The organism is Microbacterium sp. Leaf320, from assembly GCF_001423485.1.
Taxonomy (GTDB): Bacteria; Actinomycetota; Actinomycetes; order Actinomycetales; family Microbacteriaceae; genus Microbacterium.
Map to the genome: position 1 here is coordinate 896,715 of NZ_LMOD01000002.1, position 20,914 is coordinate 917,628.

The 20,914-nt window shown below is 68.8% G+C and carries 19 protein-coding genes and 1 riboswitch; of the genes, 12 read left to right on the plus strand and 7 right to left on the minus strand.

From position 1 onward, the window contains the following. Window positions 1–83: 83 nt before the first annotated feature. From ASF63_RS09190 to ASF63_RS09200, 3 genes are all read left to right on the plus strand, one after another. Window positions 84–1,145: an enoyl-CoA hydratase/isomerase family protein gene (locus tag ASF63_RS09190; RefSeq protein WP_056512963.1), complete on the plus strand. Its 1,062-nt coding sequence runs from the start codon at window positions 84–86 to the stop codon at window positions 1,143–1,145. A 200-nt stretch (window positions 1,146–1,345) separates the two neighbouring features. Continuing rightward, window positions 1,346–3,073 carry an ABC transporter ATP-binding protein gene (locus ASF63_RS09195; protein ID WP_056512391.1) on the plus strand — a complete coding sequence of 576 codons (1,728 nt, stop codon included), beginning with the start codon at window positions 1,346–1,348 and terminating at the stop codon, window positions 3,071–3,073. Then, window positions 3,070–5,328, plus strand: a complete 2,259-nt coding sequence (locus tag ASF63_RS09200; RefSeq protein ID WP_056512394.1) for an ABC transporter ATP-binding protein — start codon at window positions 3,070–3,072, stop codon at window positions 5,326–5,328. The genes ASF63_RS09195 and ASF63_RS09200 overlap by 4 nt, the downstream gene beginning before the upstream one ends. A gap of 170 nt (window positions 5,329–5,498) precedes the next feature. On the opposite strand, the gene ASF63_RS09205 is transcribed toward ASF63_RS09200, so the two are convergent. After that, complete coding sequence (locus ASF63_RS09205) at window positions 5,499–7,082, minus strand: D-alanyl-D-alanine carboxypeptidase (RefSeq protein WP_157534285.1); 1,584 nt, start codon at window positions 7,080–7,082, stop codon at window positions 5,499–5,501. Between the two features lie 82 nt (window positions 7,083–7,164). Continuing rightward, window positions 7,165–7,274: riboswitch (TPP riboswitch) on the plus strand. On the opposite strand from ASF63_RS09205, the gene ASF63_RS09210 reads away from it, so the two are divergent. The 5 genes from ASF63_RS09210 (at window position 7,268) to ASF63_RS09230 (ending at window position 12,914) form a co-directional block, all read left to right on the plus strand. Continuing rightward, window positions 7,268–7,927 carry an ECF transporter S component gene (locus ASF63_RS09210; RefSeq protein WP_056512401.1) on the plus strand — a complete coding sequence of 220 codons (660 nt, stop codon included), beginning with the start codon at window positions 7,268–7,270 and terminating at the stop codon, window positions 7,925–7,927. (Overlaps the previous riboswitch by 7 nt.) After that, entirely contained in the window at window positions 7,924–9,384 is a 1,461-nt protein-coding gene (locus ASF63_RS09215) for an ABC transporter ATP-binding protein (RefSeq protein WP_235560752.1), read from the plus strand. Before ASF63_RS09210 ends, ASF63_RS09215 begins: the two co-directional genes overlap by 4 nt. Continuing rightward, a complete protein-coding gene (locus ASF63_RS09220) occupies window positions 9,381–10,178 on the plus strand; it encodes an energy-coupling factor transporter transmembrane component T family protein (RefSeq protein WP_056512404.1) in 798 nt (265 codons plus the stop codon). The genes ASF63_RS09215 and ASF63_RS09220 overlap by 4 nt, the downstream gene beginning before the upstream one ends. Window positions 10,179–10,432: 254 nt before the next feature. Next, window positions 10,433–11,488 carry a TerC family protein gene (locus tag ASF63_RS09225; protein WP_200933993.1) on the plus strand — a complete coding sequence of 352 codons (1,056 nt, stop codon included), beginning with the start codon at window positions 10,433–10,435 and terminating at the stop codon, window positions 11,486–11,488. A gap of 94 nt (window positions 11,489–11,582) precedes the next feature. Beyond that, complete coding sequence (locus tag ASF63_RS09230) at window positions 11,583–12,914, plus strand: hemolysin family protein (RefSeq protein WP_056512409.1); 1,332 nt, start codon at window positions 11,583–11,585, stop codon at window positions 12,912–12,914. Between the two features lie 3 nt (window positions 12,915–12,917). Here ASF63_RS09230 and ASF63_RS09235 read toward each other — a convergent pair whose 3' ends face one another. Continuing rightward, the gene (locus tag ASF63_RS09235) at window positions 12,918–13,643 is read right to left on the minus strand and encodes an aminoglycoside 3'-phosphotransferase (RefSeq protein WP_056512412.1); all 726 of its coding nucleotides are present in this window, start codon (window positions 13,641–13,643) and stop codon (window positions 12,918–12,920) included. Window positions 13,644–13,773: 130 nt separating this feature from the next. Here ASF63_RS09235 and ASF63_RS19435 point away from each other — a divergent pair, with 130 nt between their 5' ends. The 3 genes from ASF63_RS19435 (at window position 13,774) to ASF63_RS09250 (ending at window position 16,223) form a co-directional block, all read left to right on the plus strand. Next, on the plus strand, window positions 13,774–14,406 hold the full coding sequence (locus ASF63_RS19435) for a hypothetical protein (RefSeq protein ID WP_235560753.1): 633 nt from the start codon (window positions 13,774–13,776) through the stop codon (window positions 14,404–14,406). 196 nt (window positions 14,407–14,602) lie between these two features. Continuing rightward, window positions 14,603–15,364, plus strand: coding sequence for an SDR family NAD(P)-dependent oxidoreductase (locus tag ASF63_RS09245; protein WP_056512414.1), 762 nt, complete (start codon window positions 14,603–14,605; stop codon window positions 15,362–15,364). A 28-nt stretch (window positions 15,365–15,392) separates the two neighbouring features. Then, the gene (locus ASF63_RS09250) at window positions 15,393–16,223 is read left to right on the plus strand and encodes an SDR family oxidoreductase (protein WP_056512417.1); all 831 of its coding nucleotides are present in this window, start codon (window positions 15,393–15,395) and stop codon (window positions 16,221–16,223) included. 141 nt (window positions 16,224–16,364) lie between these two features. Here ASF63_RS09250 and ASF63_RS09255 read toward each other — a convergent pair whose 3' ends face one another. The 4 genes from ASF63_RS09255 to ASF63_RS09270 are packed head-to-tail and all read right to left on the minus strand — an operon-like array spanning window position 16,365 to window position 18,966. Beyond that, window positions 16,365–17,114: a sulfite exporter TauE/SafE family protein gene (locus ASF63_RS09255; protein WP_056512420.1), complete on the minus strand. Its 750-nt coding sequence runs from the start codon at window positions 17,112–17,114 to the stop codon at window positions 16,365–16,367. Between the two features lie 4 nt (window positions 17,115–17,118). Beyond that, window positions 17,119–17,709 (minus strand): ankyrin repeat domain-containing protein, encoded by a 591-nt coding sequence (locus ASF63_RS09260; protein ID WP_056512423.1) that lies wholly within the window; start codon window positions 17,707–17,709, stop codon window positions 17,119–17,121. Window positions 17,710–17,719: 10 nt separating this feature from the next. Continuing rightward, on the minus strand, window positions 17,720–18,358 hold the full coding sequence (locus ASF63_RS09265) for a bifunctional 4-hydroxy-2-oxoglutarate aldolase/2-dehydro-3-deoxy-phosphogluconate aldolase (protein ID WP_056512426.1): 639 nt from the start codon (window positions 18,356–18,358) through the stop codon (window positions 17,720–17,722). 53 nt (window positions 18,359–18,411) lie between these two features. Next, on the minus strand, window positions 18,412–18,966 hold the full coding sequence (locus ASF63_RS09270; protein WP_056512429.1) for a ribosomal protein L7/L12: 555 nt from the start codon (window positions 18,964–18,966) through the stop codon (window positions 18,412–18,414). Between the two features lie 70 nt (window positions 18,967–19,036). On the opposite strand from ASF63_RS09270, the gene rlmN reads away from it, so the two are divergent. Then, window positions 19,037–20,326 carry a 23S rRNA (adenine(2503)-C(2))-methyltransferase RlmN gene (rlmN, locus tag ASF63_RS09275; RefSeq protein ID WP_200933994.1) on the plus strand — a complete coding sequence of 430 codons (1,290 nt, stop codon included), beginning with the start codon at window positions 19,037–19,039 and terminating at the stop codon, window positions 20,324–20,326. On the opposite strand, the gene ASF63_RS09280 is transcribed toward rlmN, so the two are convergent. After that, window positions 20,275–20,913, minus strand: a complete 639-nt coding sequence (locus ASF63_RS09280; RefSeq protein WP_056512430.1) for an NAD(P)H-dependent oxidoreductase — start codon at window positions 20,911–20,913, stop codon at window positions 20,275–20,277. The two genes, rlmN and ASF63_RS09280, sit on opposite strands and share 52 nt — an antisense overlap. Window position 20,914: the final 1 nt, after the last annotated feature.

The window sequence follows — 20,914 nt, forward strand, 5'->3', positions numbered from 1 at the left end:
TGCCGGAAAAGCCGCCGGATCGCGCATTTACCGTACAAACCCACCCGAATGCAAGGCTGCGGCCGAGGGGTAACGTGGCACCCGTGACCGATTCCACCGCCGCTCCCCGGGTCCTCGTCCGCACAGAAGGCGCGCTCGGCAGGCTGACGCTCAACCGGCCAGAGGCCATCAACGCCCTCGATCTCGGCATGATCCAGCAGCTCACCGAGGCGCTCGAGACGTGGCGCGAGGACACGGATGTGCAGATCGTCCTGATCGACGGTGAAGGCGAGCGCGGGATGTGCGCAGGCGGCGACGTGCGCGGCCTGCATGCCCAGATCGTGGCCGGTCGAGCCGATGAGACCGCGGAGTTCTTCCGTGCCGAGTACGCACTGAACGCGATGATCGCCGAGTACTCGAAGCCCGTCGTGTCGCTGGCCGACGGCATCACGATGGGCGGAGGCGTCGGCCTCTCAGGTCACGCGGCCATCCGCATCGTCACGGAGCGATCGAAGCTCGCGATGCCCGAGACCCGCATCGGCTTCACGCCCGACGTGGGGGGAACGTGGCTTCTCGGTCGTGCTCCCGGTCGGCTGGGCGAGTACTTCGGCCTCACGGGCGGCACCATGAACGGAGCGGATGCCGTGCTGATGGGCTTCGCCGATCACCTCGTCCCGTCCGACCGCCTCGACGCGCTGCGCGAGGCGCTCGCGTACCGTGCCGATCCCACGGGGCCGGCAGAGATCGTTCTGCTCTTCGACGAGACGCCCGCTCCGTCCGAGCTGCCCGCCGCGCGCGCCTGGATCGACGAGGCGTTCTCCGCCGACACCGTCGTCGAGATCGTCGCCCGCCTGCAGGCGCAGGGGACGGCGGAGACCACGGCCGCCGCCGATCTGCTCGAGAGCCTCGCCCCGACCGGCCTCGCCGTGACCCTCGATGCGGTCAGGGAGGCGCGGGCGCTTCCGAACCTCCGCGCCGCGCTCGAGGGAGAGTACCGACGGGTGATGTGGTTCGCGACCCGTCATCCCGATCTCGTCGAGGGGATCCGTGCGCAGCTCATCGACAAGGATCGCAACCCCAAGTGGGATCCCGCGAGCATCGCCGATCTTGCTCCGGATGCGGGTGCAGAGGCCCGCGAGTTCGTGCCGGATCGCCCTCTCTTCTGAGGCATATCGATATATCCGCGGTTGTTCGCCACGGTGCATAAACGGCTGGCCGCGCAGGGAATGGTTCGCTGTCAGCGAAGGTCCGCCCACAGGGGGATACGAATGTCCGCGGTTCGTGGCACTCTGTCATATGCGCGATCGTCGGCCCGCGTCCGCCCGTCGGGAGATCTGCCGCTTCATCCTTCCTAGAAAGTCCGCCTGTGCTGGGAAAAATCCTCGTTCGATATCTGTCCCGCTATAAGTGGTTGCTCGTGGCCGTTCTGGTGTTCCAGTTCGCCAGCGCGATCGCGACTCTGTACCTTCCCCGTCTCAACGAAGACATCATCAACAAGGGTGTCGCTCAGTCCGACACCGACTACATCTGGCGCACCGGCCTGTTCATGCTCGCCGTGTCGCTCGGCCAGATCATCGCCTCGGTCATCGCCACCTACTTCGCCGCCCGTGCGTCGATGGGAGCTGGCCGCGACATCCGCGCCGACGTCTTCGGCAAGGTGAGCGGTTTCTCCGAGCGCGAGGTCTCGCAGTTCGGGGCCGGTTCCCTCATCACCCGCAACACGAACGACGTGCAGCAGGTGCAGATGCTCGCGATGATGGGCGCCACCATGCTCGTCACCGCGCCGCTCCTCGCGATCGGCGGCATCATCTTCGCCGTGCAGACGAACATCGGTCTCAGCTGGCTGATCGCGGTCTCCGTGCCGCTGCTGCTGATCGTCGCCGGCCTCGTCGTGAGCCGCATGGTGCCGTTGTTCCGCAGCTACCAGGGCAAGCTCGACACCGTGAACCGCGTCATGCGCGAGCAGCTGACCGGCGTGCGGGTCGTCCGGGCATTCGTGCGCGAACGAATCGAAGAGGAGCGCTTCCGCGAGGCGAACACCGACATCATGGTCGTCGGGCGCAAGGTCGGCTCGCTGTTCGTGCTCCTGTTCCCTCTGTTCATGCTGATCCTCAACGTCACGGTCGTGGCGGTCGTCTGGTTCGGCGGCATCGAGGTCAACAGCGGCACCGTGCAGGTCGGCACGATCTTCGCCTTCATGCAGTACATCGGTCAGATCATGGGCGGCGTCATCATGGCGAGCTTCATGGCCATCATGATCCCGCGCGCCGCCGTCTCGGCAGAGCGCATCGGCGAGGTACTCGACACGAAGTCGAGCATGGAGCGCCCGACCGACGGCGTCACCGACTTCCCGGCTCCGGGTGCTGTCGCGTTCGACGACGTCGAGTTCACCTACCCCGGCGCGGATTCGCCCGTGCTCACGGGCATCAGCTTCGCGGCTGAGCCCGGCGAGACGGTGGCGATCGTGGGATCGACGGGTGCGGGCAAGACCACGCTCGTCTCGCTGATCCCGCGACTCTTCGATGCCACGGGCGGAGCGGTGTTCGTCGGAGGGACCGACGTCCGCAAGGCTGACGTCGAGTCGCTGTGGGCGACCATCGGCCTGGTTCCGCAGCGCCCGTTCCTGTTCACGGGAACCGTCGCATCGAACCTGCGGTACGGCCGAGAAGATGCCACCGATGAAGAGCTGTGGCACGCGCTCGAGATCGCGCAGGGTCGCGACTTCGTCGAGGAGATGCCTGAGGGCCTCGAGTCCCGCATCACGCAGGGTGGCACGAACGTCTCGGGCGGGCAGCGTCAGCGTCTCGCGATCGCCAGGGCGATCGTTCGTCAACCGCAGATCCTCGTGTTCGACGACTCGTTCTCGGCGCTCGACCTCACCACCGACGCGCATCTGAGGCAGGCGCTGTGGCGCGAGCTGCCTCACGTGACCAAGATCGTGGTCGCACAGCGCGTCTCGTCCATCACCGATGCGGATCGCATCGTCGTGCTCGAAGGGGGCACCATGGTCGGCGTGGGCACGCACGAGGAACTCCTCGAGACGAGCACGACCTATCGAGAGATCGTCGAGTCGCAGCTGGGGGTGGACGCATGAGCGAGCAGAACGAACCCCAGACGCGTCGAGGCCGCGCAGCCAAGGCGACGGCCGCCGAGGCCACGTCGACCACCGCGACGGCCGAGCCGGAACTGACGGACGAAGAGAAGTACGAGGCCGAGCTCGCCGAGAAGGCGCGCCAGAACGGCGGCGGCTGGGACAGCGTCGCACCGGGAAAGGCCGACAACTTCGGCAAGAGCTTCAGCCGGATGATCGGACTGCTGAAGCCCTCGGCCGTGTGGTTCATCCTGGTCTCCATCGCCGGCGCGGTCGGCGTCGTGCTCACCGTCGCCGCGCCGAAGGTGCTCGGCGAGGCCACCAACCTCATCTACAAGGGCTTCATCTCGGTGCAGCTCGGTCAGGCGAACGGCGATTTCCCCGGCTTCCCGGCCGGAACGTCGCAGGACGATGTGGTCGCCACGCTCCGCCAGGGCGGACAGGACGACTTCGCGAACCAGGTCGCGGCACTCGGCAGCTTCCAGGTCGGTGACGGCGTCGACTTCGACGCGCTCCGGTGGGTGATCATCGCGGTCCTCGCGATCTACATCGTGGCCGCGTTCCTCAGCTGGATCCAGGGCTACGTCATCAACGTCATCATGGTGCGCACCATGTGGCGCCTGCGCGAGCAGGTCGAGGCGAAGATCAACCGTCTGCCGCTGTCGTACTTCGACAAGGTGCAGCGCGGCGACCTGATCTCGCGCGTCACCAACGACATCGACAACATCACCCAGACCATGCAGCAGTCGCTGTCCGGTGCGATCACGGCCGTTCTCACGGTCGTGGGCGTGCTGGTGCTGATGTTCTCGATCTCGTGGCAGCTCGCTCTCGTCGCGCTCGTCGCCCTCCCGCTGATGGGGGTGATCTTCGGCGTCATCGGACCGAGGTCGCAGAAGGCCTTCGGCACGCAGTGGCGCAAGGTCGGTCGGCTGAACGCTCGCGTCGAGGAGGCATTCTCGGGCCACGCGCTCGTGAAGGTCTTCGGGCGCGAGCAGGACGCCCTCGAGAAGTTCAAGGACGAGAACGAGGAGCTGTTCCAGGCGAGCTTCAAGGCGCAGTTCCTCTCGGGCATCATCATGCCCGCGATGACCTTCGTCGGCAGCCTCACCTACGTGGGCATCGCCGTGCTCGGTGGGCTCATGGTCGCGAACGGCCAGCTGCGCCTCGGTGACGTGCAGGCGTTCATCCAGTACTCGCAGCAGTTCACGCAGCCGCTGTCGGAGCTGGGCGGCATGGCCGCGGTCGTGCAGTCCGGAACCGCGTCGGCGGAGCGGGTGTTCGAGCTGCTGGACACCGAGGAGCAGGAGGCCGATGAGGCGGATGCTCCGCCTCTCGCCGATGGCCAGGGCGTCGTGGAGTTCGAGAACGTCGCGTTCTCCTACACGCCCGAGCGCCCTCTGATCACCGACCTCTCGTTCCACGTCGAGCCGGGCCAGACCGTCGCGATCGTCGGCCCCACCGGGGCAGGAAAGACGACGCTGGTCAACCTGATCATGCGTTTCTACGAGCTGAACGGCGGACGCATCCTGCTCGACGGCCAGGACATCTCCGAGGTCACGCGCGACCAGCTGCGTTCGCGCACAGGCATGGTGCTGCAGGATCCGTGGCTGTTCGCCGGAAGCATCCGCGAGAACATCCGGTACGGCCGCTCGACCGCGACCGACGACGAGGTTCTCGAAGCTGCGAAGGCGACGTACGTCGACCGCTTCGTGCACGCCCTTCCCGAGGGGTACGACACGGTGCTCGACGAGGACGCGTCGAACGTCTCGGCGGGTGAGCGTCAGCTGATCACCATCGCGCGGGCGTTCGTCGCCCAGCCGTCGATCCTCATCCTCGACGAGGCCACATCGGCGGTCGACACACGCACCGAGCTGCTGCTGCAGCACGCGATGGCGGCTCTGCGACAGGGACGCACGTCGTTCGTGATCGCCCACCGCCTGTCGACGATCCGCGACGCCGACCTCATCCTCGTGATGGAGCACGGCGACATCGTCGAGAAGGGCACGCACGACGAGCTGATCGCCGCGCAGGGCGCCTACTGGCGTCTGTACCAGTCGCAGTTCGAACAGGCGGCGACCGACATCGACGCCGAGGATGCACTCACGGGTACGACTCCGGTCGTCGTGAGCGGCGACGCCGAAGAAGAAGCCGCGGCCGCGCAGGTCGGTGCGTCGGTCGGGGCTCAGACGCCTGCGGCCGAGACCGCTGCAGCCCAGGCGATCGTCGAGCGGCCGGACTCCGGTGGTCAGAACGGCTGACGCGAACGCAGCGTGAACCGACAGACGCCCCGCCCCGTTGATTCGGGGCGGGGCGTCTGCGTACGGTGTGCGGGCGTACGGGCGAGCGGGCGTGCGGGAGTCTGCGTGCGGTGTGCGGGGAGTAACGGTGGATGCCGAGAGCCACGGGCTTCCGGGTGCCCGCGCCGGCCTCAGCGCTGCGCTTCGGTCAGTCCGAACAGTTCGAGCGGATGGGTCAGCCGCCACCACGGGCTCGGTGCGTCCACGTCGTCTGCGAGCGATACCGACGTCGTCACGGTGTTCAGCGGTCCGACGCTCGTGATCGTGCCGATCTCATCGCCGTCCTCGCGGTTGTCCCCGAGGCTGAAGGTCGATGTCGCCTGCGCGGTCGCCCCGTTCCACATCACGAGGTCGGCGTCGGCATCAGCGACGACATCTGTGGTCGTTCCCCACAGAGTCGTGACGGTACCGACCACAGTGCCCTTCGCGACAGCCGGTGCCTGCGCCTGCAGCGCGGTCTCGACCTGCGAGAACAGCGATCGGGTCTGAGCCAGCCGCTGTTCGTCGTCGGCCTGCCCGAGCACAGCGGCGTAGAGGTGCACCGTGATGTCGCCGACGGTGATGTCCTTCGCGGTCAGCAGGTTCCAGCTGTCGCCGAGTGTGCCCGTCTTCACGCCGACGACTCCTGCATCCACCAGCATCCCGTTGGTGTTCGTGACCGTTCCCGCGCCGGGGAGATCGACCGAGGGAGTGCCCACGATGCCGGCGAACACCGGATTCTGCATCGCCATCTCGGCGAGCGCGATGAGCGACTCGGGCGTGGCCGTGTTGCGGGCGTCGAAGCCCGACGGCGTCGCGATCGTGATGCCGTCGAGCCCGCGGTCGCGCAGCCAGACGGTGGCGGCGGAGGAGAACGCCGACTCCGACCCCCAGATCTCCCTGGCGAGGCGGTCGATGTAGTTGTTCGCGGAACCCAGCAGGGTTCCCTGAAGCAGCTGCAGTTCGGTGAGCGTGCCGCCGACGGGTACGTCGAGCGCCGACTGGTCCGATCGCCGGTAGTCCCAGTACGCGAGGTTGTCGGCGCGGGTGAAGGAGAACTCCGGGCCCTGCTCGCCCACGGCGAGCGGCATCCGTTCGAGCACCATCAGGCTCGAGACGACCTTCGTGACGCTCGCGATCGCTGCGGCGTCGAGAGATGAGGAGGTGGTGGAGAGCCCGCCGACGCCGACAGCGCCGCTTCCCTGAGTGGGCCACGAGATCGCTGCCGCGTCCGCGGCGGCAGGTGTGATCTCGACCGCCTGCACGGTCGGCGCCACCTCGTGCAGAGGCCAGAGCATGGTCGTCCCCGCATACGAGGCGACCAGTCCGACGAGAACGCCCAGCGGCACCAGAACTCCCGGCCGCGCGATCGCCGGTCGCAGCCGAGCGTCCTTGAGCAGCGCGGTTCCCGATGCGGTGCCCGCGCTCTCGTCCAGCGAGCCGCCGGTCGTCTCCTCGGCGACCCTGACCGGGTCGACCCAGGTCAGCGGTGTGCCTCCGCTCGCAGCTCCCGCCCACTGCACCTCGGGCTCGTCGTCGAACACGGCTAGCGCGTCGCCCTCGACGGGTGCCGCGGGTGTGGCGTCCGGCGCGCCGCTTCCCACCGGGTCGTCCACGGGCGCATCGACCCCGGCCGTATCGACCGCGGTCGCGTCGCCTGTGGGCGCGTCCACCCCGGGCGCGTCGCCTGTGGGCGCGTCGGAGGCGGTGGCCTCGGCGGATTCAGGAGCGGTCACCTCCTCACGGTACCGAACTCGCACGCAGATCCGCGGCGCTGCAACAGGAGCAGACGCGAGTGTCGGCACTGGGTAAGATCGTGAGAACAACCACGGGAGTCCGGCGAGCCGGGCTGAGAGGGAGCGAATCGCGCTTCGACCGTCGAACCTGATCTGGGTAATGCCAGCGCAGGGAGGAGTCACTGATGAGCACATCCACGTCCGGATCCAGCACGGAATCGGCATCTGCCACCGCATCCCCCTCGAAGGGCCTCGGTCGCCCGGAGCTGTGGCGCTGGAGGGTCGTCGACATCGTCGTGGCCAGCGTCATCGCCGTCGCGTGCGCCCTGGTCTTCCTGCTCTGGAACGTCGGGTACGAGGTGCCGAGCAACATCCTCACCCCGCTGCTTCCCGGCGTGCAGGGTCTGCTCGCGGGTCCATGGCTGATCGCTGGAGTGCTCGGCGGTCTCATCATCCGCAAGCCCGGCGCCGCGCTCTACACCGAGCTGGTCGCCGCCATCATCTCGGCGCTCGTCGGCAACGCATGGGGGCCGCTCACGATCGTCTCGGGCCTCGTGCAGGGCCTCGGTGCCGAGCTGATCTTCCTCGTCTTCCTCTACGGCGTCTGGCGCCTTCCCGTCGTCATGCTCGCGGGAGCGGGCGCAGGACTCGCGTGCGGCATCAACGACCGCATCCTCTGGTACGCCGGGGCTGACACGCTGTTCACCACGGTCTACATCGTCTCGACGACCATCTCGGGTGCGATCATCGCGGGGCTCGGTGCCTGGCTGATCGCCCGAGGACTCGCGGCGACCGGCGCTCTCGGTCGGTTCGCTGCCGGCCGCGAGGTCACCGCACGGGTGTGACCTCGCCCACGACACCCGCCACCCTCGAAGCCCGCGGCTGGGGGTGGCGGTACGCGACGCGGCTGCGGTGGGCGGTGCGTGACGTCGACCTGCGCATCGAGCCGGGGGAGCGGGTGCTGCTGCTCGGCGCCTCTGGTTCGGGCAAGTCGACCCTGCTGCAGGGCTTCGGCGGTGTGCTCGGCGGGGCCGATGAGGGCGAGACGCAGGGTGCGCTGCTCGTCGACGGGCAGAAGCCGACCGACGCGCGCGGACGCGTCGGCATGGTCCTTCAGGACCCCGACACCCAGACGATCCTCGCCAGGGTAGGCGACGACGTCGCGTTCGGATGCGAGAACCTCGGCGTCCCTCGTGGTGAGATCTGGCAGCGCGTGCGCTCGGCGCTGGATGCCGTCGATCTCGACGTCGCTCTGGACCGGTCGACAGCGGCCCTCTCGGGCGGACAGAAGCAGCGCCTCGCCCTGGCCGGAGTGCTCGCGATGCGCCCCGGCGCGATCCTGCTCGACGAGCCGACAGCCAACCTCGACCCGCAGGGCGTGCAGGATGTGCGGGATGCTGTGGCCGCAGCCCTCGACGTCAGCGGCGCGACCCTGGTCGTGATCGAGCACCGCATCGACGTCTGGCTGCCGCTGGTCACCCGCGTCATCGTGCTCGGCGCCGCCCCCGAGGGGACGGTCGTCCTCGCCGACGGCAGCCCCGACGAGGTGCTCGGCGCACGGGGCGCGGAGCTCGCGGCATCCGGCGTGTGGGTTCCGGGGCATCCCCCCGCCACGCCGCCGCCGCCGTCTCAGCGGCCGGGGGAGACCCTGCTCGAGGCGCGAGGACTCTCGGTCTCCCGACGACGCGGACTGGCGGTGGCCGGCCCCTTCGACATCGAGGTGCACGCCGGCGAGGCACTGGGCGTGACGGGCGCGAACGGCGCCGGCAAGTCGACTCTCGGGCTCACGCTGGCGGGGCTCATCCCCGCCGAGAGCGGCGTGGTCTCGGCGCTCCCCGCCCTCGCCGCGGGGGAGAAGAGCGATCCCTTCCGCTGGTCGTCACGCGCGCTGCTCACCCGCATCGCGACGGTGATGCAGACGCCCGAGCACCAGCTGCTCGCGAAGACGGTTCGGGACGAGCTGTCGGTCGGCCCGCGAGCCCTGAAGCTCCCGGAGGCCGAGATCGCCGTGCGGGTCGACGACCTGCTCGAGAGGCTTCGGCTCACGTCGCTCGCCGGCGCGAATCCCTACACGCTGTCGGGCGGCGAGAAGAGACGGCTCACCGTCGCGGCCGCCCTCGCCACGCGCCCCCGGATGCTGGTACTCGACGAGCCCACGTTCGGACAGGATGCGACCACCTGGGCCGAGCTCGTCGGCCTGATCGCCCGGCTCCGGGACGAGGGCACGGCCATCGTCGCGATCAGTCACGACGAGGCCGTGCTGGACGCCCTCCACGCCCGCCGCATCGAGGTCGGCCGATGATCGATCCGCTCACCGCCCGCATCGAACGACCGGGACCGATCGCCCCGCGCTCGGCCCTGGCCAAGCTCGCCGCGGCTCTGCTCATCGCGCTGCCGCTCGTGCTGACGATCGACGTCGTGTCGGCATCCGTCGCGCTGCTGCTCGAGATCCCGCTCCTGCTGCTCGCAGGCCTGCGCGCGAAGGAGTTCTGGATCCGCACAGCGGTGCTGTGGATCGCCGCCCCGCTCGGTGCCGTCACGATCGCCCTGTACGGCGCGACCAGCGGCACGATCCACTTCGAATGGCTGGTCATGCGCATCAGCGACGGATCGCTGGCGCTCGCCGCGGCGACCGCAGTGCGCGTGCTCGCGATCGGTCTGCCCGCGGTGGTGCTGTTCATCACGGTGGATCCCACCGACCTCGCCGACGGTCTCGCCCAGCGGGTCAGGCTTCCGGCTCGGTTCGTCGTCGGGGCGCTCGCCGGCATGCGGATGCTGGGCCTGCTCGTCGAGGACTGGCGAGCGCTGGCCCTCGCCCGGAGGGCCCGCGGCGTCGCCGACGAGGGGCGCGTGCGCCGCGCATTCGGCATGGCGTTCGCGCTGTTCGTGCTCGCGATCCGTCGCGGGTCGTCGTTGGCCACAGCGATGGAGGCGCGCGGGTTCGGCGGAAGCGGACCGAGGTCGTGGGCCAGGGAATCGGTGTGGGATCGACGCGACACGCTCCTCGTGGTGGCCGCCGCGGTGATCCCGATCGTCGCGATCACCGTGGCCGTGCTGACGGGTGCGTGGAACTTCATCCTCGGCCCGACGGCCTGATTCTCCATGGCGTGAGACGGGGCGCTCGGCGCTGCCTGAGACGGGGTGCTCGACCCTGCCAGCGCATACTCAGCTTCCTCATAGCTGGAATGCCGATGTATTCGCTAGCATCGAGTGAACCCAAGGGGAGTACTCCACCACGGGCGGCTCGTCATTACGGATGTCCCTGCATCCCGGGTCCCCGGTCCTCGTTCTCGAGGATGGAGAAGACCTTGGCGTCGACATCGTCACGCCTACGTCTTCTGGAGACCCCCTTGAACATCACACCCCTCGTGTGGATCATCACGATCGCCGTCACGATCGCCTTCTTCGTGTACGAGTTCTTCGCGCATGTGCGAAAGCCCCATGAGCCCACCATCGGCGAGTCCGCTCGCTGGTCGGCCTTCTACATCGGTCTCGCGCTGCTGTTCGGCGTCGGCATCGGCACCGTCTCGGGCTGGACGTACGGCGGCGAGTACTTCGCCGGCTACCTCACCGAGAAGGCGCTGTCGATCGACAACCTCTTCGTCTTCCTGATCGTGATGACGGGCTTCGCGGTGCCGCGGATCTACCAGCAGAAGGTGCTGATGATCGGCATCGTGATCGCGCTGATCATGCGCGGTGGGTTCATCGCGCTCGGCGCGACGCTGATCGAGAACTTCTCCTGGATCTTCTACCTCTTCGGCGCACTGCTGCTGTTCCTCGCGTACCGCCAGGCATTCGCTCAGGGTGACCACAACCCGGCGAACGGTCGCTTCATGCGCTTCGTGCGCCGCATCCTGCCGGTGAGCGACGAGTACAACGGCGACCGCCTCACCGTGAAGCGCGACGGCAAGCGGTTCTTCACCCCGATGTTCCTCGTGATCATCGCGATCGGCTTCGTCGACCTGATCTTCGCGGTCGACTCGATCCCCGCGATCTACGGCCTGACCGAAGAGGCGTACATCGTCTTCACCGCCAACGCCTTCGCCCTGATGGGTCTGCGCCAGCTGTACTTCCTCATCGGCGGTCTGCTGGAGCGCCTGGTGTACCTCGCGCAGGGCCTCGCGGTCATCCTCGCCTTCATCGGTGTGAAGCTCGTGCTGCACGCGATGCACGTCAACGAGCTGCCGTTCATCAACGGCGGCGAGCCGATGCTGTGGGCTCCCGAGATCCCGATCTGGTTCTCGCTGGTCTTCATCGGCGCGACCATCGCGGTCGCCACCGTCGCGAGCCTCATGAAGACGCGCCGAGACGACAGGCGCGACGCGATCGACGACTCCTCCTCGACCTCTTCGTCCCTCACCACTGACACCGGTCTCACCGCCGACACCCAGAAGGAACACTCGTGAACCAGTCGCGCCGCTCCGACGCGTCCGCAGACCCTGACAGACCCGGCGCCCGAATGACCTCGGGCGCCCCTGCACCGCGTGAGGTGACCCGCTGATGGGCGACCTCGTGCTGAACATCGCTCTGGTGTTCGTCTTCGTCCTCGTCGGCGGCGTGTTCGCCGCGACCGAGATGGCCCTCGTCACGCTGCGGGAGAGCCAGATCAACGCGATCGCGGCTCGTGGCAGGCGCGGTGAGAAGGTCGCGGGCCTCGCCCGCAATCCCAACACCTTCCTCTCCGCCGTGCAGATCGGTGTGACGGTCGCCGGCTTCGCGTCAGCGGCGTATGGAGCGACATCGATCGCGCCCTCTGTCGCCCCGCTGCTCGAGAACCTCGGCGTCGCGGCCCCGCTGGCCATGACCGTCGCGACGGTTCTGCTGACGCTGGTGATCGCGTACCTGTCGCTCGTGCTCGGCGAACTCGTGCCCAAGCGCCTCGCGATCCAGCGCAACGCGCAGTTCGCCTATGCGGTCGCGCCGGTGCTCGACGGCTTCGCGACGTTCATGCGCCCGGTGATCTGGCTGCTCTCGGTGTCGACGAACGCCATCGTGCGTCTGCTCGGCGGCGATCCGCACAAGGCGGCCGACGAGCTCAGCGAGGAGGAGCTGCGCGACATCGTCGCGACGCATCAGAGCCTCCCGGACGACGAGCGCCGGATCCTCGACGACGTGCTGTCGCTGCGCGGCCGCCAGGTGAGCGAGGTCATGCGGCCCCGCCCCGAGGTCGTCGCCCTCGACGGCGCGGCGACGCTCGCCGAAGCCATCACCCAGGTGAGGGAGCTGCCGTTCTCGCGGTACCCGGTGATCGACGCCTCCCTCGACGACATCGTCGGCTTCGTGCACGTGCGTGACCTGTTCGAGGCCGCCGCCGACGATGCGACGCGCGCGGTGCTGGGACTCATGCGCCCTGTCGAGTACGTGCCGTCGGCGGCCGGTGTGCTGCCGACGCTGACCCGCATGCGGGCCGCGGGCCACCAGATCGCCGTCGTCGTCGACGAGTACGGCGGCACCGACGGCATCGTGACTCTCGAGGACCTCGTGGAGGAGGTCGTCGGCGAGATCTTCGACGAGTACGACACCGAAGAGCGGATGCCGGATGCCGGCGGCGCACTCGACGGACGCCTCAACCTGCAGGACTTCTCCGAGATCACGGGGATCGACCTGCCCCGTGGCGCTTCCGACACGGTCGCGGGCTTCGTCACCGAGATGCTCGGACGCCTCGCGGTGGTCGGCGACTCGGTCGAGGTGCCAGGCGCGACGATCCGCGTGACCGCCGTCGACCGACGACGGATCGCGGAGATCCGGGTCGTCCTGCACGAGGATGCGGAGTCTGATGTCGCGGTGAGCGCCACGACGGATGTCGGCGCGACCGCCGAGGGGCGCGGCTGAGGCTCAGCTCTCGCTCCAGAGCCTCCGGTAGTACTCCAGTCGCTCCCGATCGGGGGTGACGCCGTAGGCCTCGATGAGCACGTCCTCCCACCCCGGGCCGAAGTTCCACTTCGTGCTCATCGAGGCCACGGCGATGTCCGCCCACCGGTCTGCGGTGCCGAGGGCGGCGAGGTCGACGTGGGCGAGCGGGCGGCCGCCGTCATCGAGCAGGGTGTTGGGCATGCAGGCGTCGCCATGGCATACGACGAGTCGGTCGACGGGTGGCGGCGTGAGCAGGTCGTCCGGCACATCGACACCCCGCTCGTGGGCGTTCGCGATCCTCCACGCCGGGTCCCAGGTCCAGGGGCATTCGTCGACCGGCAGCGCGTCGTGCAGAGACCGCAGCGCGATGCCGACGGCGCGCACGGCCGTGTCCGGGTCGTCGCGCCATCGCGAGTCCACCGCGCTGTGTCCCGCGAGCGCAGCCGTGACGAGCCACTCGTGGTGGGCATCCTGACCCTGTTCCAGGACTTCCGGCACCACGATCCACTGCCGGGCCCAGCGCATCCGCTCGGCCTCGTCGCGCATGTTGGCCTCGGCGTCGTGAGGGCCCCATTTGATGTACCGCGCATCGTCGGTGCGAAAGGTCAGCCCGCCGATGCCGTTGAGCCACACCGGGGTCAGGGCGGCGTCTCCGGCGAGCGCGCGCACTCTCGTCGGGATCTCGATCGCGGTGTCCGGAATGCTCATGCATCCCCCTTCGAAACGTATATCGGTATGCACATATTCTCCCGGTTCTGCCGGCTCGGACCCGGTTAGTGTCGATCCCGGTCGCCGTCGGCGACCGCTTCATCTCTCCCATCGATACACCGAGGTCTTCGTGCGCGTTTCGTCTCGATCGCAGTGGTGGCGACGCCATGGCAGTGATGTCGACGCGTCGTCGAACCCGCCAGCTGCCGACGGTGCAGACGCGGTTCAGGACGTCGCGGGCGATCTGCCCAGGGCCCCGGTGATCTCGTCGCGGGAGCCCGACGAGGGGGACCTCGACCGGTTCGTCGAATGGATCTGGGCCGAAGACGCCCGCGCATCCGCGGCAGACGAGCCCGTCGCGGACACACGCACCACCACAGAGGAGCAGTACAACATGAGTTCACTTGATGACGCCCTGCAGCAGCTGCTGGCCATCGAAGGCGCAACCGGCGCCGCGATCGTCGACTACGGCAGCGGCATGGCTCTCGCCCAGGGCGGCAACCCGTCGTTCGATCTCGGCATCGCGGCCGCGGGCAACTCCAACGTCGTCCGCGCGAAGCTGGCGACCATGCGCGACCTCGGCGTCACCGACGAGATCGATGACATCCTCATCACGCTGAGCTCGCAGTACCACCTGATCAACGTGCTCAACACGCAGAGCGCGAACGGGCTGTTCATCTATCTCGTGCTGAACCGGGCCGCGGCGAACCTCGCTCTCGCCCGCCACAAGCTGAAGGGCATCGCCGCGCAGATCGAGGTCTGAGCGAGACGCATCGACGAAGGGGGAGGGCCGTGCGGCTCTCCCCCTTCGTGGTGTGCGGCGTAGGCTCGGTGTTGATGCGGCCGGTGTCGGTGCGGCAGGTGTCGATGCGGCCGGAGTGGAATGTCGGCACGTGTCGCCTGAAACTCGGAGTCAGCTAAACTGGCACTGAGTCGCACACGTTTCGAAGGAGAACCGCATGCAGATCCAGGGCTCGAGTGCTCTCATCACCGGCGGTGCGTCCGGTCTGGGCCTCGCCACCGCACGCAGGCTGGCAGCCGCCGGCGCCGTCGTGACCATCCTCGACCTCCCCTCATCGGCCGGCGCCGAGATCGCCGCCGAGCTCGGCGGAGTCTTCGCCGCCGGCGACGTCACGAGCGCGGATGACGCGGCCGAGGCCGCCGCCGCAGCCCAGGCCGCAGCCCCGCTGCGCGTGGTCGTCAACTGCGCGGGGATCGCCCCGCCGGCCAAGGTCCTCGACCGCGAGGGCAACCCGGCCGTGCTCGCCGACTTCGAGCGCATCGTGCGCATCAACCTCGTGGGCACGTTCAACGTCCTCTCGCAGGCATCCGCCGTGATCGCGAAGAACGACGCCACCGATGACGGTGATCGCGGCGTCATCGTGAACACCGCGAGCGTCGCCGCCTTCGACGGCCAGATCGGCCAGCCCGCGTACTCCGCATCGAAGGGCGGAGTGCACGCCATGACCCTCCCCGTCGCGCGGGAACTCGCGCGCTACGGCATCCGCGTCTGCACCATCGCCCCCGGCATCATGGAGACTCCGATGCTGATGGGGCTGCCGCAGGCCGCGCAGGACTCGCTCGGCCAGCAGGTGCCGTTCCCCTCACGCCTCGGCCGCCCCGACGAGTACGCCGCCCTCGTGCAGCAGATCGTCGAGAACGGCTACCTCAACGGCGAGACGATCCGCCTCGACGGCGCTATTCGCATGGCGCCGAAGTAGACCGCAGCCTCAGACCCAAGGAGAATCCATGTCACTGGCAGGAAAGACCATCCTCATGTCGGGCGGCAGCCGCGGCATCGGCCTCGCGATCGCGCTGCGAGCGGCAGCCGACGGCGCGAACATCGCAATGCTTGCGAAGACCGACACCCCGCACCCCAAGCTCGAGGGCACTGTGCACTCCGCGGCCGAGCAGATTCGGGCCGCCGGTGGCCAGGCGCTGCCGATCGTCGGCGACGTGCGCGACGACGACGACATCACAGAGGCCGTCCTCAAGACGCAGGGTGAGTTCGGCGGCATCGACATCGTCATCAACAACGCCAGCGTCATCGACCTCTCGCGCTCGCTCGACCTCGGCGCGAAGAAGTACGACCTGATGCAGGACGTCAACGTCCGCGGCACGTTCATGCTGTCCCGCGCGGCGATCCCGATCCTGAAAGATGCCGAGAACCCGCACATCCTCTCGCTGTCACCGCCCCTGAACCCGACGCCGAAGTGGCTGGGCGCGCACACCGGCTACACACTCGCGAAGTTCGGCATGACGATGGTGACGCTCGGGCTCGCGGCGGAGTTCGCCCGCGACGGCATCGCCGCCAATACCCTGTGGCCGCGCACGACGATCGCCACCGCGGCGGTGCAGAATCTGCTCGGCGGCGACAAGGTCATGGCTGCGAGCCGTACGCCCGACATCTACGCCGACGCCGCCTACGCGGTGCTGCTCAAGCCCGCGGCGGAGTACACGGGTCAGACGCTGATCGTCGAGGACGTGCTCGAGGCCGATGGAGTGACCGACTTCTCGGGCTACGCCGCAGTGCCAGGAACGCCGGACGACCGGCTCTTCCCCGACATCTTCCTCGACTGAGCGGCTGCTCTCAGCATCCGCCCCGGACTCAGATCGGGAAAAGGAGACGGGACGTGGTCGGTTCGGCGTGTTGTTCGGCGACGCGCCGAGCGAAGGGCGATGCGTCTCTGTTCTCCGTGCAGAGGACGGCGGGCAGATGAGTCAGAACAGCAGGTAGACGGCCCCGGCGATCGTCAGCACGATCACGATCCGGTCGAACAGCACCTGGTTCATGCGCTTCGCCAGGCGGATGCCGACGAGTGCACCGATCACGACGAGCGGCGCCAGCACGGCATCCATCAGCAGCACGTGCCCCTCGAACAGGCCGAGGCCCGCGAGGAACGGGATCTTCACGAGGTTGATGATCGCGAAGAACCAGGCCGAGGTTCCGAGGAACACCTGCACGGGTGTGCGGGTCGCGAGGAAGTACATCGACATGACGGGGCCGCCGGCGTTCGCGACCATGGTCGTGAACCCGCCGAGCGTGCCGTAGACGCCCGAGAGCACGATGCCGCCGGGGGTCGGCGCCACGGCATCCGCCCTGTTCTGCCTCCATCGCCGCCACAGCGTCACCGCGATCATCGCCAGCAGGATCACGCCGATCGCGCGCCGGACTATCCCGTCACCCGCGAGCGCGAGGAACGCGAATCCGGCGACCAGGCCGGCGATGACCGCGGGCGCGAGGCGCAGCAGGGTCGGCCAGTGCGCGTGGCGGCGATAGGTGATCAGCGCGAACACATCGCCGACGATGAGCAGCAGAAGCATCGCGGCTGTCGACGTGCGGGCGGGGAGCACGGTCGCGAAGAGGGCGATGGCCAGGATGCTGCCGCCGGGGAGCGCGGTCTTCGAGATGCCGATCGTGACCGCGGCGAGGCCGAGCGCCGCCCAGGCGAGGGGTGCGAGTTCGATCACCGGGTCATCGTCGTTCCAGCAGGGCGACGATCTCGTCGTAGCCGCGGGCGGCGGCGAGATCGCGAGGCAGCACTCCGTCACCGTCGCGGATCGTGATGTCGGCACCGCCGTCGAGCAGCGCGCGCACGACCTCGACGTAGGTGTCGGATCCGTCGCCGAGCACGATCGCCTCGTGCAGCGCCGTCCAGTTCAGGTTGTTGATGTGGTTCGGGTCGACGCCCGCCTCGAGCAGGATGCCGATGGTCGAGAGCAACCCGCGCTCGGATGCCGGGATCAGCGCCGTGCCTCCGAAGCGATTCGTGCTGGTGAGGTCGGCGCCGTTGTCGAGGGCCAGGCGCAGGATCTCGTCGTGGCCACGGGCTCCGGCGTAGAGGTAGGCCGAGTCCTGGATGTCGTCCTTGGCATTCACGTCTGCTCCGGCCTCGATGAGCACCCGGGCCGCGTCGACGTGGTCGGCCTTCGTGGCCGCGACGAGCGCGGTCATGCCGCCGGCGCCGCGGGCCTCGATATCGGCTCCGGCGTCGAGGGCGGTGCGCACGGCATCCGCGTCGCCCGAGAGGGCAGCGTCGATGAGATCACGAGTGCGGGCGGACATGGAGCGCTCCTCAGCTGCGGGTCGCTGCGAGTGCTGCGGCGAATCGCGCCGAGCGCTGCTCGATGTCGGCCCAGTCGGATGCCGCGAGCGAGGCGCCGTTGGCGAGGTCGCCACCCGCACCGACGGCGACCGCTCCGGCGCGGAACCACTCGGCCAGGTTGTTGGGGCTGACGCCGCCGGTCGGCATCAGCGGGGCTTTGGGGAAGGGGCCGCGCAGCGCGCCGAGGTAGGAGGGACCGCCGAGGGATGCGGGGAAGATCTTGACCACGTCGACGCCGAGCTCGAGCGCGCCCATGACCTCGGTCGGGGTCATGGCGCCGGTCATCACGACGCGGCCGGTGTCGAGCATCGCGCGGGTCAGCGCGGGCAGGGTGCCCGGGCTCACGAGGAACTCCGCGCCGGCGTCGGCGGCGAGTGCGGCCTGCTCGGCCGTCGTGACCGTGCCTGCTCCGACGTAGGCGGCGTCACCGTGGCGGGCGATCAGCTCACGGATCACCGCAGGCGCGTCGGGTGTCGAGAACGTCACCTCGATGCCGGTCACCCCGCCGCGGATGATCGCCTCGGAGGCCTCGAGCGCGAGCTCGGGCGACGGTGCGCGGAGCACAGCGAGGACACCGGCGGTGCGGGCGCGGGAGAGACGGTCGGACATCGAGGGCTCCTTCGGGTGGGGTGACCCCCATTCTCCCCGACGGCAACCTGTAATTACAAGCGACGCGGGTGCGGCCAGGCCTCGACGACGTCCTTCGACTCCCTGAGGCCCAGACCCGTGTGCTCCCTCACGAGCTTGATCGCCTGGATCTTCTGGTCGGCGGACACGAGCCGGTCGACCTCGGCTGAGACGGATGCCGGCAGTGCGCCGCGCACCGACGACGGCGTGGCCGTGATCGACGAGTGGGCCGCCGCGGCGTTCGAGACCGCAGCGAGGTGTGGTGCCGTGGTGCTGACCGACCAGTGGTCGATCCGGTCCTTCGCCTCCTGCAGGCGCACGCCGGTGTGCTGGCGGTAGAGCTTGATGGCATGGATCTTCTGGCCCGCGGCGACGAGCCGGTCGATCTCGGCGATCGCGGCGGGCGTCAGCTGCGAGGCCGAGGCAGTCGACGTGGAGGAGGAGGCGACCGAGCGGGCCATCGTCGGCGACGGGGTGAACACGTGCGGCTCCGGGGCCTTCGGACGCATCGAGCGCAGTGCGGCACCGATGACCACCACGCCGACGGCGACGACGAGGATGACTCCGCCGAGAGCGAGGATGATGTCCATCCGCTCAGTCTAGGGACGCGTGCGCTCCCGCCCCAGGGCCTTCCCACCCGGCACCGCGTACCCTGGAGATATGACCGAGACTCCCCGCACGCGCGAGACGCGCCCCGCCACGGCACCCGCGTCGTCCCGTTCGGGGGCCATCCGCTCCACCGGCACCCCGCAGGTGCGCCCCGCGACAGAGGGCTGGACCCAGCAGAAGGACGCCGAGGGGCGGCCGCTGCTGCAGTTCGCGAGCCCCAAGCGCGGCAAGCCGCCGGTGCACCTCGCCGACCTCACCCCGGCTGAGCGCGTCGAGAAGGTCAAGGAGCTGGGCCTGCCCGGATTCCGAGCGAAGCAGCTCTCGACCCACTACTTCCGCCACTACACGTCGGATGCCGCCGAGATGACCGACCTCCCGGCCGACACCCGCGAGCAGCTCGTCGCCGGCATGCTCCCGCCGCTGCTCACCGAGGTGCGTCGCCTCGAGACCGACCGCGGAGACACGATCAAGTTCCTGTGGCGCCTGCACGACGGCGCCCTGGTCGAGTCGGTGCTCATGCGCTACCCCGGCCGAATCACCCTGTGCGTGTCGTCGCAGGCCGGATGCGGCATGAACTGCCCGTTCTGCGCCACCGGCCAGGCGGGTCTCACCCGCAACATGTCGACCGCCGAGATCATCGAGCAGATCGTCCGCGCCAATCGTCTGATCGCCGAGGGTGGCCTCGGCGGCAAGAAGGCCGACGACCACTCGATGGAGCGCGTCTCGAACATCGTCTTCATGGGCATGGGTGAGCCGCTCGCCAACTACAAGCGCGTGATGGACGCGGTGCGCTCGATGGTCGCCCCGCAGCCCGACGGCCTGGGCATGAGCGCCCGCGGCATCACGGTGTCGACCGTCGGACTCGTGCCGGCGATCAAGAAGCTCGCCGACGAAGGCATCCCCGTCACCTTCGCGCTGTCGCTGCATGCACCGGACGACCACCTGCGTGACGAGCTCATTCCGGTGAACTCGCGCTGGAAGGTCGACGAGGCGCTCGACGCCGCATACGACTACTACGCCAAGACCGGTCGCCGTGTCTCGATCGAGTACGCGCTGATCAAGGACATGAACGATCACGCCTGGCGTGCCGACCTGCTCGCCGACAAGCTCAACGAGCGCGGTCGCGGCTGGGTGCACGTCAACCCGATCCCGCTGAACCCGACGCCCGGCTCGATCTGGACGTCGTCCGAGCCGTCGGTGCAGAACGAGTTCGTGCGCCGGCTCAACGACGCCGGCATCCCGACGACCCTCCGCGACACCCGCGGCAAGGAGATCGACGGAGCATGCGGTCAGCTCGTCGCGACGACCGAAGACGAGGCTGCCTCCGCCGCGATGGCCTGAGGCCCGGCGGTGCCGCTCCGATCGCGGAGGCCGTCTCGACGACCCAGCGACTCGGCGCGTGACAGCCACGACTCGATGCGCGCGGGGCTCGCGTCCTTGACGCCGAGCATCCTGGTCGTGCGCACCGAGCGGATGCCGCAGAACCGCATCGTTCCTCGGGCGACGTGCGTCTGCGCAGGCAGTCCGGTGAACGGCGTGAGGAACCACGGGGTGTCCGCCAGTAGGAACAGGCGGCCGTTGCGCGCGGGCAGCAACCCCTCGACGAGCCCGAGCTTCGAGTAGCGGTACTCCTGCTGCGGCAGCAGCGCCCGATCGAAGAAGCCCTTCAGAAGCGCGGGCACCGACCCCCACCAGAGCGGCGTGAACACCACGACCGTCTGCGCCTCTGCCAGTGCGCGCTTGGCGTCGATCAGGTCGGGTTCGAGCTCCATGCGCTGGCGGTAGCCGAAGCGCAACGACGGGTCGAAGTCGAGATCGCGCAGGGCGATGATGCGGGCATCGCCGTGTGCCGCGGCGTAGCGCCGAGCGAGTTCTGCGGTGAGGGACAGGGCATCCGGGTGGCCGTCGATGATCAGTGCGGAAGACATG